The sequence below is a fragment of the uncultured Senegalimassilia sp. genome (genome assembly GCF_902464545.1).
Lineage (GTDB): Bacteria > Actinomycetota > Coriobacteriia > Coriobacteriales > Eggerthellaceae > Senegalimassilia.
In genome coordinates this window covers 26,368-39,811 of record NZ_CABQJR010000011.1, presented here as the reverse complement: position 1 = coordinate 39,811, position 13,444 = coordinate 26,368, and the positions used below count along the sequence as shown (strand labels likewise).

Annotated in this window: 13 protein-coding genes and 1 pseudogene; 1 reads left to right on the top strand and 13 read right to left on the bottom strand. The window is 61.1% G+C overall.

From position 1 onward, the window contains the following. Nucleotides 1-7: 7 nt before the first annotated feature. From RDW26_RS04510 to RDW26_RS04500, 3 genes are all read right to left on the bottom strand, one after another. Nucleotides 8-202: a hypothetical protein gene (locus RDW26_RS04510; protein ID WP_307982688.1), complete on the bottom strand. Its 195-nt coding sequence runs from the start codon at nucleotides 200-202 to the stop codon at nucleotides 8-10. 15 nt (nucleotides 203-217) lie between these two features. Continuing rightward, nucleotides 218-2,020 (bottom strand): translation elongation factor 4, encoded by a 1,803-nt coding sequence (gene lepA, locus RDW26_RS04505; protein ID WP_294380301.1) that lies wholly within the window; start codon nucleotides 2,018-2,020, stop codon nucleotides 218-220. Between the two features lie 161 nt (nucleotides 2,021-2,181). Beyond that, entirely contained in the window at nucleotides 2,182-2,610 is a 429-nt protein-coding gene (locus RDW26_RS04500) for a hypothetical protein (protein WP_307982687.1), read from the bottom strand. Nucleotides 2,611-2,983: 373 nt separating this feature from the next. Here RDW26_RS04500 and rpsT point away from each other — a divergent pair. Then, a pseudogene (rpsT, locus tag RDW26_RS04495) lies at nucleotides 2,984-3,241 on the top strand (30S ribosomal protein S20); the annotation flags it as partial. A gap of 478 nt (nucleotides 3,242-3,719) precedes the next feature. Here rpsT and holA read toward each other — a convergent pair. The 10 genes from holA to RDW26_RS04445 all read right to left on the bottom strand — a co-directional run bounded on the left by holA (nucleotide 3,720) and on the right by RDW26_RS04445 (nucleotide 13,441). Then, nucleotides 3,720-4,697 (bottom strand): DNA polymerase III subunit delta, encoded by a 978-nt coding sequence (holA, locus tag RDW26_RS04490; protein ID WP_303868468.1) that lies wholly within the window; start codon nucleotides 4,695-4,697, stop codon nucleotides 3,720-3,722. A gap of 9 nt (nucleotides 4,698-4,706) precedes the next feature. Next, nucleotides 4,707-6,833 carry a DNA internalization-related competence protein ComEC/Rec2 gene (locus tag RDW26_RS04485; RefSeq protein ID WP_307982709.1) on the bottom strand — a complete coding sequence of 709 codons (2,127 nt, stop codon included), beginning with the start codon at nucleotides 6,831-6,833 and terminating at the stop codon, nucleotides 4,707-4,709. A 263-nt stretch (nucleotides 6,834-7,096) separates the two neighbouring features. Further along, complete coding sequence (locus tag RDW26_RS04480) at nucleotides 7,097-7,777, bottom strand: ComEA family DNA-binding protein (RefSeq protein ID WP_307982686.1); 681 nt, start codon at nucleotides 7,775-7,777, stop codon at nucleotides 7,097-7,099. A gap of 423 nt (nucleotides 7,778-8,200) precedes the next feature. Next, nucleotides 8,201-9,418, bottom strand: coding sequence for a tRNA uracil 4-sulfurtransferase ThiI (thiI, locus tag RDW26_RS04475; RefSeq protein WP_307982685.1), 1,218 nt, complete (start codon nucleotides 9,416-9,418; stop codon nucleotides 8,201-8,203). Nucleotides 9,419-9,593: 175 nt separating this feature from the next. Further along, on the bottom strand, nucleotides 9,594-9,854 hold the full coding sequence (locus tag RDW26_RS04470) for a DNA-directed RNA polymerase subunit omega (RefSeq protein ID WP_042434108.1): 261 nt from the start codon (nucleotides 9,852-9,854) through the stop codon (nucleotides 9,594-9,596). A gap of 7 nt (nucleotides 9,855-9,861) precedes the next feature. After that, on the bottom strand, nucleotides 9,862-10,434 hold the full coding sequence (gene gmk / locus RDW26_RS04465; protein WP_307982684.1) for a guanylate kinase: 573 nt from the start codon (nucleotides 10,432-10,434) through the stop codon (nucleotides 9,862-9,864). Nucleotides 10,435-10,437: 3 nt separating this feature from the next. Continuing rightward, on the bottom strand, nucleotides 10,438-10,746 hold the full coding sequence (mihF, locus tag RDW26_RS04460; RefSeq protein ID WP_042434102.1) for an integration host factor, actinobacterial type: 309 nt from the start codon (nucleotides 10,744-10,746) through the stop codon (nucleotides 10,438-10,440). Between the two features lie 215 nt (nucleotides 10,747-10,961). Next, nucleotides 10,962-11,690: an orotidine-5'-phosphate decarboxylase gene (gene pyrF / locus RDW26_RS04455; protein ID WP_296129059.1), complete on the bottom strand. Its 729-nt coding sequence runs from the start codon at nucleotides 11,688-11,690 to the stop codon at nucleotides 10,962-10,964. After that, on the bottom strand, nucleotides 11,684-12,634 hold the full coding sequence (locus RDW26_RS04450; protein WP_307982683.1) for a dihydroorotate dehydrogenase: 951 nt from the start codon (nucleotides 12,632-12,634) through the stop codon (nucleotides 11,684-11,686). The genes pyrF and RDW26_RS04450 overlap by 7 nt, the downstream gene beginning before the upstream one ends. Next, nucleotides 12,635-13,441 (bottom strand): dihydroorotate dehydrogenase electron transfer subunit, encoded by an 807-nt coding sequence (locus tag RDW26_RS04445; RefSeq protein ID WP_307982682.1) that lies wholly within the window; start codon nucleotides 13,439-13,441, stop codon nucleotides 12,635-12,637. Nucleotides 13,442-13,444: the final 3 nt, after the last annotated feature.

Below are 13,444 nucleotides of genomic sequence, written 5' to 3'. Positions count from 1 at the left end.
GCCCGCCCTACATCGCAGACAGGATGTTCACACCGGAGACCAGCGTGAACCCGAGCAATACGATAAGGGCTATGACCACCACGATGCAGCCAAGACCTGCGGCCTTCGTACCGCCGCGCTGAGCCCGCTCGAGCTCTTCGCGAGCCTTCTTATCGTCGAACGCATCGTCCAACCAGTTGTAATCGTCGCGCTTTGCGCCCATATTTCGCAACAGCCCCTAATCGTCGACCTTCAAAATAGCCATGAACGCTTCCTGCGGCACCTCGACGTTGCCGATGGCCTTCATGCGCTTCTTGCCCTGCTTCTGCTTCTCGAGCAGCTTGCGCTTGCGGCTGATGTCGCCGCCGTAGCACTTCGCTAGCACGTCCTTGCGCTTGGCCTTCACCGTCTCGCGCGCAAGCACGCGTCCACCGATGGCGGCCTGGATAGGAACCTCGAACATCTGGCGAGGTATGATCTCCTTGAGCTTTTCGGTAAGCACGCGGCCGCGATCGTAAGCTTTATCGCGATGCACGATGAAGCTGAGCGCGTCGATAGGCTTACCGGAAAGCAGGATATCAAGCTTGACCAGGTTCGATGGCTTGTATCCGTCGAAGTCGTAGTCAAGGCTGGCGTAGCCTTTTGTGTTGGACTTGAGCTTGTCGAAGTAGTCCATGATCAGCTCCGAGAGCGGAATCTCCCACAGCATTTCCACCGTGTGCTGCGACAGGTAGTTCATGGTGACGAACGTGCCGCGACGCGCCACGGTCAGGTCCATGACCGCGCCGACGTAATCGGGCGGGATGAGGATCTTCGCCTTCAAGTAAGGCTCCTCGATGCGCTCGATCTCGCCGGGGTCGGGCATCTCCTGCGGGGAATGCAGGCTGATCATCTCGCCGCCTTGACGAAACACGTGATACTCCACCGAAGGCGCGGTGGCGAGCAGGTCCAGGTTGAACTCGCGTTCCAGGCGCTCCTTGACCACTTCCATATGCAGCAGGCCCAAAAAGCCCACACGGAAGCCGAAGCCAAGCGCATGGGACTTCTCGGGTTCCCAGATGAGCGCAGGGTCGTTGAGCGACAGCTTCTCGAGCGCCTCTTTGAGCGGCTCGTACTGATCGGAATCGATGGGGAACAGGCCCGTGTAGACCATGGGCTTGGCCTCACGATAACCCGGCAGGGGCTCGTCGACGCCGCCCTCGGCCAACGTGAGCGTATCGCCCACCTTAACCTGGGAAAGGTCCTTCAGGCCGGTGACCAGGTAACCGACCTCGCCCACGCCGAGCTGCGGCAGCGGCTCCTCGGCAGGATGACGCGCTCCCACCTCTTCGGCCAGGATAATCTTGCCGCTGGCCATGAGCTTGAGTTTCTGGCCCTTGCGCATGGCGCCGTCCACCACGCGCACCAGAGCCACAACGCCGCGGTACGGATCGAAGTAGCTGTCGAAGATGAGCGCGCGCAGGGGCGCATCGGCGTCGCCCTGCGGCGCGGGGATGTTGTACACCACGGCCTCGAGCAGGTCGTGGACGCCCACGCCGGTTTTGCCGCTTGCCAGCACGGCGTCGTCAGCCGGGATCGCAAGGCCATCCTCGATCTCGGCCTTGACGCGCTCGGGCTCGGCACTGGGAAGGTCGATCTTATTGATGAGCGGGATGATCTCAAGGTTGGCGTTCATGGCCATCATGGCGTTAGCCACCGTTTGCGCCTCGACGCCCTGGGTGGCATCGACCACGAGCACGGCGCCTTCGCATGCAGCCAGACTGCGGCTGACCTCGTAAGTGAAATCGACATGACCAGGGGTGTCGATGAGGTTGAACTGGTACGTCTCGCCATCATCGGCGGTATAGTTGACGCGAACGGCCTGGCTTTTGATGGTGATGCCGCGTTCGCGCTCGATGTCCATGCTGTCAAGCAGCTGGGCCTGCATATCGCGATGCGCCACGGTGCCGGTCATCTCCAAGACGCGGTCGGAGAGCGTGGACTTGCCATGGTCGATATGGGCGATGATGCTGAAATTTCGGATATGGGATGGGTCGGTCATGTCCCCCTCTTGCTTTCTGATGCCGTATGGATGCGACGGTTGCACGGCAAGGCCGGGCAACAGGTTTCCCTGCGCTGCGCACGATGCGGTTTCGACGTGCACCGCGATGATTGCATAAGAACGGATTTTACCAGCTGGTGGCCGTCCTTACCGCCATAGCACTACAATTCCACGTCAGCGGTCCCGGTGCTCTCCGATGACACCGTGACCAGCTGGGCCTTCACGGAGCCCTGCACCTGCGCGCAAAGCGCCCAGGTGCCTTCGGAGAGCTGCACCTGAGCCGAGCCGTCTTCCGCTTTCACCGAAGAAACCTGCTCGGGAACGAACTTGGAGCCGTCTTCTGAGACGAAGATGGGCTTGCAGACCAAAACCTGCTCGGCGGAGGTTTTCACCGAAACGGTTCCGTTTGACTGAACGGCAGACGCGGGAGCGGCGTCATCGAAGACCTGCTTGCCGCCCGAATGGCAGCTGGAGCAGTCCTGCCCCTGGTCGATGACCTCATGCTGACCCGAGCCGCAGCCTGCAAGCCCAAACGCCGCTGCGAGCGCAAAGGCCATACCTGCCGAAACGGCGACCCTTCGAACACCCATGTTGAACCCCCCTTCAAGAGGAAATCCCGGATAAAGTTGTGCATTGTTCTGCACAACTGCAAATAAACAGGTGCAAAACCGTGCGATATCGGCTATTCTAGCTCATTGCGTATCCGGCATATGCGCGCTCCTGCAATATTCGCAGGGCATCCGCAGACAAGGCTGCATGAAGGATCACCGTGGTGCCGGGTGGCCGATTGGCTAGCTGAATGGGAAATCCTGTCCATTCCCGCATATGAATGCTTTCGCGCTTTGCGCTCGAAGCCATATGCCAATCCGTCACCTGTGCATCTCACCCACTCCTTCGCAGCCGCGCCGAAGGCGCAAAGCAAGCCGAAACCGGCAAACCACGTTAGAGCGAAGGAGTTTCACAATGGCAAACATCAAGAGCCAGAAGAAGCGCAACATCACCAACGAGAAGTCCCGCCAGCGCAACCGCGCCATCAAGTCCGAGCTGAAGACCGCCATCCGCGCTGCACGCGAGGCCGTTGCCGCCGGCGACGCAACCGCTGCTTACGCCAAGGGCCTGTACGCTTGCCGTCTGCTCGACAAGGCCGTCTCCAAGGGCGTTATCCACAAGAACCAGGCCGCAAACCGCAAGTCCGGCGTGATGGCGCTCGTCAACACCATCGTCACCGATGAGGTGCGCGCTGCTTACGTGAAGCCCGAGGCCAAGAAGCAGGAGGCCACCGGCTCCAAGAAGGCCGCTCGCAAGGCTGAGAAGGCTGCCGCTTACAAGGCTGCCGCCGAGGAGAAGGCCAAGCGTGTTGCCGAGCAGCAGAAGCTCGAGGCCGCTGCCGCCGAGCGCAAGGCAAAGGAGGCCTCAGCGGCCGCCGCTGCCGAGGCTGCCGCTGAGGCTGAGGCCGCCGAGGGCGAAGAGGCTGCTGAATAGCATCTCATCTGCTAGTGAACCAAGAACGGCTCCGGATTCCCGGAGCCGTTCTTTTTTATATGAAACAGGCGCCGACCTACGTTGATGCCTTTTACACAAACGCGCATCCAACGCGATGATCGGGCGAGCTGGGGCCGAATCGGACGCGCACATCCCACCCGACCAACCAAGCACTTGAACACGAACCGATGTCGCAAAACGGGCTCGAATCGCACCGCTACCCCCGCTTCGCGGTGACGTTCACCACCCACTCGCGGAATGCCGCATCAGGGTCGGCGCCGCTTTTCATAGCTTGCTCGGTATCGCGAGCGGTGATAAGCGCTTGCCGCAACTCCTGCGGAGTGTACTTCCGCGCCCATGCCGCATGGTTTTTCACACGCCAGTCGGGCTGCTTGAGCGCGGCGGCTATCCCTCGCCCCTGCCCGCGGGCGGCAAGGCTTTGCGCGCACATAAGCTCGCGGATGCGCGTGACGCACATGGGGAGCAGCGCATGGGGCGATACCGATTTCATGCGCTGCAGGTCGAGCAGGCACTTCGCCGTGTCGCGTGCCGCGAACGCGTTTGTGAACTCCCAAGGCTTGACCTCGGCAGTACGGCTGACAAGCGATCGCACCTCTTGCTCCCCGACCGCCGCGGTGCCGGAATGAGCAAGGGCAACCTTCTTGATTTCGGCATCAAGATGAACGGTATCCTCACCCACCAGGTTCACAAGAGCGATGGCGGCACCTTCCGAAAACGTGACCCCGTGGCCAACCGCCATGGAGCGCACCAGTTTAGGCAGGTCGCGGGCCTTCGGCGGGGCGCAGTCGATCACCGCGGTTTTGCCGTGCTTTGCAACCGCTTTATACAGGCGGGTGTTCTTCGCAAGCTTCTCGGCAACGAGGGCGAGCACGGTGGTCTCGCAAGGCGCATCCAAATAGCTGACGATAGGTTCCGAATCGGCCTTCTTCAGCTTATCGGCCTCGCGAACCTCCACCAAGCGGACAGGGGATGCAAACGGAATGGTATTGCATGCGTTGACCACATCGTCGCCAGTGAATTCAGCCCCTTCGAACACATCGGAGTTGAACGATAAATCGCCCATGCTTGACAGACGCGTGCGAAGCCGCTTCATAACGGCATCGCGCTTCAAGGCATCCTCACCGGTGATGAGGTACACGGGAAGCAGGGATTGGTTGTTCTTCGAATCAGTCATAGCCCCATTTTACCGCAGCGTTTCCACGCTGATATGGTCCTTAGCGAATCTGCATGCCACATCCCCGTGCTCATCGGTGCGCATCACCGCGCTTCCCGCACGTTCAAGGGACTCCATCGTCGATGCGGCAGGATGCCCATAGCGGTTCCTTGCCCCCACCGAACAGAGGGAAATCTCTGGAGACAATGCAGCTGCTTGTTCTTGCGTCAGCGCGTTTTTCGACCCGTGATGGCCGACCTTGTACACGTCGACCCCGTCGATCAACCCGGCGGATAGCATCTGCGAAACCTCCTCATGCTCGGCATCCCCCACCAACAAGCTTCGCCACTCCCGGTTGCCGTCTCCATCGATATCGGTATCCACGGTAAAGCAGAGACTATCTCCATTGCCGCCTTCGTCCTGAAACGCAACCGGCCACACGCAGGTGAATTTAAAAGCACCGAACCGAAGCTTATCCCCTTGCGATAAACCCTCGATCCGTTCCTTCCCCACCAGCATATTCGCATGCTGCCGAAGCTTGGCGCACGAGACACAAGAGCACGCAAGGCCATCACGGGCAAGGAGAACGCGATCAACCTGCACCACGCCATCAAGCGACGCCAACGATCCCATGTGATCATCGTCGGGGTGCGTGACGACAAGGGCATCAAGACGGGTGATATGATGCCGCGCCAACGCTTGACGGAGCAAGGCGTCTTGATTGCCCGTGTCCACCAGCACCGAATGCTTGCCGCTACGGATAAGAATGGCATCGCCTTGTCCGACATCAAGCGCGACGATCTCGCATCCTCCATACGAACTCGATGCTTTCAACAGGGCGAACATGATCGCGCAGGCGATACCGGTTACCGACAGCAACCGATACGCCGAACGAGAATCCGGCTTTGGCCACCAAAGCCATAGCGCGCAGGCCAACACGAAACCTGCTAGTAACGCAACGAAAGCCGGGGCAACGATCGGGATGCTCGCGTAGGGAATCGATGCGCATGCCTGGACCACCTTTAATAGCAACGACGCGCTTGCGCACGTAATGGAAGCGACGACGCCAGGCAACGGAAGCATCGCACATACGAACGCCCCTATGATGCCGGCTGCGCAGACCGGGCCGAACAGCGGCGCGATGGCGATGTTGGCAACCGGAGCCGCTAAAGGAAGCTGGCTGAACAAGGCCGCAGAAAACGGCGTCGCGAGCACCGATGAGGCGAACGTCAACGCCAACGCCTCACGTACAAAAGCCGGCAACCATCCCAAACAAGCCTTCAACCACGAGTTAGCCAAACCGCCGAACACGACGATCCCGAGCGTGGCCAAAACCGACAGCGCGAACGAGGACGACAACGCCGCCTGGGCATCAAGGGCGATCATAACGACGATGCAGCATCCAAGCGCGGATAACGACGAGGCCCGGCGTCGAGCCGTCCACGACGTCATTCCAGCTAATGTCATAAGCGTAGCTCGAATGGCGGAAGCCGGCATAGCGGTAAGCGCCAGGTATGCCGCGAGCAACATGATTTGAGCAGCTACCGAAATCGGCTTGGGAACGCGCAACGCGCCAAGTATCGAGGCCATGAGCGCTGCTACGATGGAGAGATGCGCACCGGAGACCGCAACCACATGCGCAAGCCCGCTGACCTGGAATTGCCGGTATACCGACTCTGGCAAACCAGCCCTCCATCCGCAGGAGATAGCGGCTGCAAGGCCCATATCGCCACGTAACGGCTCCGTAAGCGCCCGCACGGCGCGCTCCCGAAACGATAGGAGCGCAGCACCTGGACCCCGAAGCTCAACACGCTCGCAGGTTCTCAATTTGACGTTTGCGACGATGCCGCGTTGCCAACCCCGCGGTGCGCGATCTTCGGAAAATTCCGATATCGTGCCGTAGCCGGTAAACCGCTGGCCATACATAGGCAGAGCGTAGTCGCAGGGAAAGGAGATTTTCGCCGTGAACGATCGGTCAGACCCCTCCGCCTGCACTCGAGCTGTACAGGAAACGCCGAATTCGCCTTGCACACCATCCGATAACGCGGTGATGCGCAACAGGCCCTGCGACCCGAGAGCCACCTGTTGAGCTTGATGAAGTCGCGCCCCTTGCGCGAAGCCTAAAGCACCGCCGCACAACAAGCCCACTACAAGCACCAACGCAAGAAGGTGCCTTCGACGGCGCCAAAGCAGGCAGAGACAGCATACGCACGCGACAAGCCCGCTCGCACATAACGCAGCACACACGACGACCGAAAGCGAACGCGCAGACAGCAACGCGACAACGGACCCCGCCCAAACGCCTAGCGCAAATGCCAGCACAGGAGGAATCGCCGGGCGCAAGGGAAACGAGGCCTCGTCCTCAACGGTCCGGTTCCCAGGAACAACCGTATCCCGAAGCAACTCGCTTTGGGCAGCGCCTACCCGACGCAAATCGAATCCGCCAACGATGCGTACTTCTTGTCTCCGATTCCGGACACCCGTTTAAGGTCCTCGACGGTTTTAAACGGGCCATTGGCCTGCCTATCCGCAACGATGCGCTGCGCCAATGCGGGACCCACCCCGTTGAGCTGCTGCAGCTGATCGACCGTTGCCGCGTTGATGTCGACCTTCCCGTTTACGAGAGCCCCACCCGATGACGCCGCAGACGCACCGGAATCCGCTGCGGCAGGCGCCTCAGAGCCGCTAGCTTGCTGCATGCTGGGAACGATGATCTGCTCCCCATCCTGCACCTGACGGGCAAGGTTGAGCGCATCGACGGCAGCGTCCTCGGCAAAACCGCCTGCCGCATCGACGGCCTGCTGCACTCGCGCATCGCCGGCAAGCTCATATAACCCAGGATCGACCACCGACCCTCCAACATGCACGAACAGAGAAGTGCTCTCGCTTTGCGAAGGATCCACCTGCCCCGATTCACCATGCGAAGCATCGGCCTTCTCAACGGTGAAGCCGGAATCCGGCGCGACCACCGAAGCCAGGCCCACACCGCCTGCGACCAAAACGCAAATCGCAACAGCTGTAATGCCTATCACAACGGGAAGGCGCACCCCGCCCATATGCAGCTTGGCGCGAACCGAATCGGCGTACCGAACGAAATCCATAAAAGCCCCTTTCCTTGATTTCGGAAAGCATAGCTCCGCCATCTTGCAGAACCCTTGTCGACAAGACCGATGCGAGTCCCATAAACCTTGCAAGATGAGGGAACAGCAACCCGGGTCGCAGACCTTCCAAGCACCAAGAAAAGTCGTTGAGAGCTAGAGAGCGTCTCCAAGCATCGCCGAGAAATCGTTCCTTGAGCCAAAAAGCCAAAGAGACGCAAAGTTGATAGGCCGATCGACACTCGGAAATAAACTCAACTCGATAAGCGCCTTTCAGCGAAGTCGAAAGCCACACAGCACAACCAGGCCCCGTTTTCGTATAGCCGAACACGCGAGAAGGCCGTGCAAAAGCGCGGCCTTCTCGTTTGAATCTCATGTTGCACCCGAGAATAGGGTGTCGACCCAGCGCGATATCCGCAGGAAACGCTATTCCTTGCGCGGCTTTTTCTTCTTGTAGCCCGGGCACTTGTAGTCGTGCGGCTCCGCGGCGTCGGCGAGCTCGGACACCCATTGATCGACGGGAAGCGCCGATTCGGACTCAAGCACGTCTTCGAGCTGCGCATGCGTCTCGGGATTGCGCGGCATGAACAGCGTGCAGCAATCGGGGGCATCCTGAGACGAGATCTCGAAGGTGCCGACCTGCTGCGCCATATCGATGATCTCCAGCTTATCGGTGCCGATGAGGGGGCGGAACACCGGCATATCCACCGCCGCATCGGTGCAGCGGATGTTATCCAAGGTTTGCGAGGCCACCTGGCCGAGCGACTCGCCGGTTACGAGGGCCTTCGCCCCTTCCCGACGGGCGATCTCCTGCGCAACCTTGAACATGAGGCGGCGATACATGATGACGCGCAGCTGAGGAGGCACCGTCAGCGAGATCTCGCGCTGGTAATCGCCGAACGGCACGACATACACGCGGCCTATGCACCCGGTCCTCTCGAGCACATGCGCGATATCGTCGACCAGGTACTCGCTGGTGTCGCTGGTTTGCGGGCGGCCGGAGAAGTGCATGCCGATGCACACGGCGCCGCGACGCGCCATGCGCCACGTTGCCACCGGCGAGTCGATGCCGCTGGATAACAGACAGGCAACCTTGCCCGAGCTTCCAACCGGAAGGCCGCCGACGCCGCGCACGCTGCGAGCGTACACGTAAGCAGCGTTCTGCACCACTTCAACGCCCACCACCACGTCGGGATTCTTCATCTGAACCTGCTTTTCGGGGTGCGCCTCGCACAGCGCAGCGCCGATGATGCGGTTCATATCCATGGAACCGACTTCGAAGTCGGTGTGGTTGCGACGAGCCTGCACCTTGAAGCTGGTGAAATCATCGACGTCGGCCATGGCCGCCAGCGCTGCTTGCTCCATTTGCGCCAAATCGCGCTCGCACTTGTAACCGGAGGATACGCGGGCAACACCGGGCACCTTGCGGATGAAGTCGGCGCAACGTTTCTCGGTCTCCCAATCAGTGCCCTCGCGCAGAAACACGCAAAGGCGGCCGGAGATGCGATGAATAGTCACCACATCGAAATCGGAGAGCAGCGCCTCAAGGTTTTTGAGCAGGCGCATCTCGAACGTGGAGCGGTTGTGGCCCTTCAGCCCGATTTCGTGATAGTGGACCAGGCAAATGCGCTGGAATTCGGTCATATGAACAACCCTTCGAAACATACGGTAAGCGGGTAAACGGAACAAACCCTCTGCCGTCCTGCAAGCCTTTACGCTGCTTGCATCGCACGAACAATGCGGCAAATAATCAGCGTAGACAGGCGCAGGACGCCAGAGGGTTCACACGTCAAACGAAAACTGCTTGGCGTAGAAAGGTTTAGTGGTTCTCGGCGTCGATGGTTTCCGGATCGTAGGAAACGTCGCCGCGGGCGATTTCGGAGAAGGCCATGGAAAGCGGCTTCTTATCTGCAGCTTTAGCGATCTCGACGGCGGTTTGCAGCTGGATGGCGCGATCGCGTTGGCCACGCATCATGTCGTTGATGTCATGGGCGCGCTTGGATGCCAGGGCGCACAGCAGGAAACGGTCGTTATCGGTTGCGTCCAGAAGGTCGGTGATCCTGGGTTCGATGATGCTCATAGGGTAGTTAACCTCGCGTTTTCTCGGCTTGTTCGTTCACGTATGAGACGAGCTGCGAAACAGCTTCGTCAAGATTATCGTTCACAAGCTGTATATCATACTCCATTTTGCGGGAAAGCTCCACCCTAGCAGCCGCAAGACGCTGCTGGATGACTTCCTCGGTTTCAGTATCGCGTCCGCGAAGGCGCTGTTCGAGCACCTCCATGGAAGGCGGCTCGATGAAGATCAGGTGGGCTTCGGGCACCTTTTCCCTGATCTGGAACGCCCCCTGCACATCGATTTCAAGGATGACCTGCTGGCCTGCGGCCATATGCTGCAGAACGCTGGCCTTGGGCGTACCATAATGGTTGGACCCGTAGACCGCCCATTCGAGCAAGCCGTCGGACTCGATGAGCTGCTGGAACTGCTCCTTGGTTTTGAACTGGTAATGAACGCCGTCGACCTCGCCTGCGCGGGGGCTGCGCGTGGTGGCCGAAACCGAAACCCACGCATCGGGAACCGCCTGCACAAGTCGGGCCACCAGCGTGCCTTTGCCAGCACCTGATGGCCCGGAGATGACGAACAGATTGCCGCGACGCACTGCCTAGCCCAGACGCTCGAGGAGCGCGACCTGCTGACGCTCGCCAAGACCGCGCAGGCGGCGGCTTTCGGCGATCTGCAGCTCCTTCATGACCTTCTCGGCCTTGGCCTTGCCGTAGCCGGGAAGCGTTTCGATGAGCGTGGAGACCTTCATGCGGCCGATGACCGGGTCGTCTTTCATGTCGACCACCTGGGCAAGCGTGAGCTTGCCGGCCTTGAGATCATCGCGGACCTGCGCGCGCTTGATGCGAGCGGCCTTGGCCTTTTCAAGGGCCGCCTGACGATCTTCAGGGCTGAGTTGGGGAATAGCCATCAGTAATCTCCTTCGTGTAAATCAAGCGTTGTCGTGATACTAGCACGTCAACCGACATCGACAACAACCAGTTACCCAAATCACAAAAAAGTTTTCGCGGAAAAATGGCCCTGCACCTGGGATTCTTTCGAATCCAACGCAAAAGCGCCCTTCTTCAGCGACAACACATTATGCACGAACGATGCCAGCTATGCCACGAACGCGCGAAATTCCCACTAGTCCAGCTCGGCCACGATGGCATCGAAGGCAGCAGCCGGGTCGGCGGCCTGCGTGATGGGGCGGCCGATGACGATGTGCGATGCGCCGTTTTCGAAGGCCTGCTTGGGCGTGGCGACACGGGACTGATCGCCCAGGGCGCTGCCGGCGGGACGCACGCCCGGCGTGACGATATAGCCCTCGGGGCCGAGCACCTCGCGGAGCATGGCGGCTTCCTGCGGGGATGCCACGACGCCGGAGATGCCGGAGCGCTTGGCCTGCTCGGCAAGCACGTTGACCTGCTCGGACATGGGACGGGTGACGCCGGTGTCGGCGAGGGCGGCCTGGCTCATGGAGGTGAGCACGGTGATACCCAAGGTGATGGGCACGTCGAAGCCGTACTCTGCAGCCGCGCGCTCGGCGCCCTTTTGCGCCGCGCTCATCATGGCGACGCCGCCGATGGTATGCATCGTCATCATGTCCGCGCCGCTAGCGGCCGCCGAATACGCCGCGCCCTCGACCTGATGCGGGATGTCGTGGAACTTCAGGTCCAAGAACACCTTGAACCCGCGCTCTTTCAGGGCGTACACCACCGCGGGGCCGTTGGCGTAGAACAGCGTCATGCCGATCTTCATCCACGTGGCCTTGCCCTGCAGCTTGTCGGCCAGCTCAAAGGCCTCCTCGATGTCGCAGTCCAGGGCGACGATGACGCGGTCGCGCTCGGGGATATCGGAAAACGTGGTTAGCATTGCAGCGCTCCAATCAGTTCGTTTACGCCTTTGACGCCATGACGCTCGCAATACTCGGCGATGCCGTCGATGACGTCGATGGTTGCCTGGGGGTTGACGAAGTTCGCGGTGCCCACCGCCACGGCGGTGGCGCCGGCGAGCATGAACTCCACGGCATCGGTGCCGTTGGAGATGCCGCCCATGCCCAGAAGCGGCACCTTCACCGCGTTGTGGCACTGCCACACGCAGCGCAGCGCCACGGGCTTGATGGCGGGACCGGAGAAGCCGGCGAAGGGACGCGACGTGAGCGTGCAGCGGCGATCGGCGTCGATGGCCATGCCCATGAGCGTGTTGATGAGCGAGATGGCGTCGGCGCCGGCGGATTCGGCGGCGCGGGCGATCTCGGAGATATCGGTGACGTTGGGCGTGAGCTTCACGATGAGCGGACGGGCAGTGGCCTGGCGGCACATGCCCACCACCTTCTCGACGGACTCCACGTGCGTGCCAATGGTCATGCCGCCGGCATCGACGTTCGGGCATGAGATGTTGACCTCGTACGCATCGACGGGAGCAGCTTCTAGCGCTTCGATGACCTGCACATATTCGTCGAAGCTATGGCCTGAGACGTTGACGATGGTGGTTGCGCCGACCTCGGCAAGCCACGGCAGCTCGCAGGCCTTCAGGTGCTCGACGCCGGGGTTTTGCAGGCCGATGGAGTTGAGCATGCCCGAAGGAACCTCTGCGATGCGCGGGGAGGCGTTGCCCTCCCACCCGTTAAGCGAGACGCCTTTGGTGGTGACGGCGCCCAGGGCGGAGACGTCCACGAAGTCGGAGTATTCGCGGCCGGCAGCGAAGGTGCCGGATGCCGTGGTCACGGGGTTTTTCATGGAAAGCCCGCCGAGGTTGACGGCCATGTTCACGTTCGTGGGGGCCGCGGTTGCGGGAAGCATGGGGATTGCAGTCATCTACCACACCACCTTTTCAGCATCGAAAACCGGGCCGTCGACGCATGAGCGCTTCTTGCCGTCGACCGTGTCGACCACGCACGACAGGCACGCGCCCACGCCGCAGGCCATGCGCTTTTCCAGGGAGATCTGGCACGGCACGCCGGCACCGGCCGCCTGGCCCGCCACGATCTTCATGAGGGGCTCGGGGCCGCAGCACGCCACGTACTGATACGGCTTCCCGTCGACGCCGGCGGCAAGGGCCTCTTCGACCAAAGAGGTGCAGAAGCCTTCACGACCGAGCGTGCCATCGTCGGTTGCCACGCGAACATCGCGCGACAGGAGCTGCTCGTAGCGCTTCAGGCACACGAGCGCATCGGCGGTCTGCGCGCCGAGCACCACGTCCACGTGCACGCCCGAACCGACAAGCTCCTGGCACAGCATGAACAGCGGGGCCGCGCCCACGCCGCCGCCCACGAGCAGTGCGCGCTGCGTACCGGCAGGCGCCTGCCAGCGGCGGCCGACGGGCCCGATGAGCTCGGCGGATTCGATTTCGTTGGCCACATCAGGTGCGAGCGCGGCAAGATGGTTCGTGCCGAAACCCACCGTTTGATACAGCACATCGAGCGTACCGCCAGCCGCATCGGCCGCATACACCGAGAACGGACGGCGCAGCACGTGGCCCTCCATTCCGGGGATCTTCATATGCACGAACTGACCGGGTTCGATCGCGGCCGCGATGGCCGGCGAGGAAAGCGTCATGAGATACAGATTCAGGCCGACGCACTCGTTCTCCAGAATGCGGACCCGCTCGTTCACAAGCGCCACAGG

Coding starts and splice junctions, on each gene's coding strand:
- RDW26_RS04510 (WP_307982688.1), bottom strand. CDS start 202: ATGGGCGCAAAGCGCGACGATTACAACTGGTTGGACGATGCGTTCGAC.
- lepA (WP_294380301.1), bottom strand. CDS start 2,020: ATGACCGACCCATCCCATATCCGAAATTTCAGCATCATCGCCCATATC.
- RDW26_RS04500 (WP_307982687.1), bottom strand. CDS start 2,610: ATGGGTGTTCGAAGGGTCGCCGTTTCGGCAGGTATGGCCTTTGCGCTC.
- holA (WP_303868468.1), bottom strand. CDS start 4,697: ATGACTGATTCGAAGAACAACCAATCCCTGCTTCCCGTGTACCTCATC.
- RDW26_RS04480 (WP_307982686.1), bottom strand. CDS start 7,777: ATGGATTTCGTTCGGTACGCCGATTCGGTTCGCGCCAAGCTGCATATG.
- thiI (WP_307982685.1), bottom strand. CDS start 9,418: ATGACCGAATTCCAGCGCATTTGCCTGGTCCACTATCACGAAATCGGG.
- RDW26_RS04470 (WP_042434108.1), bottom strand. CDS start 9,854: ATGAGCATCATCGAACCCAGGATCACCGACCTTCTGGACGCAACCGAT.
- mihF (WP_042434102.1), bottom strand. CDS start 10,746: ATGGCTATTCCCCAACTCAGCCCTGAAGATCGTCAGGCGGCCCTTGAA.
- pyrF (WP_296129059.1), bottom strand. CDS start 11,690: ATGCTAACCACGTTTTCCGATATCCCCGAGCGCGACCGCGTCATCGTC.
- RDW26_RS04450 (WP_307982683.1), bottom strand. CDS start 12,634: ATGACTGCAATCCCCATGCTTCCCGCAACCGCGGCCCCCACGAACGTG.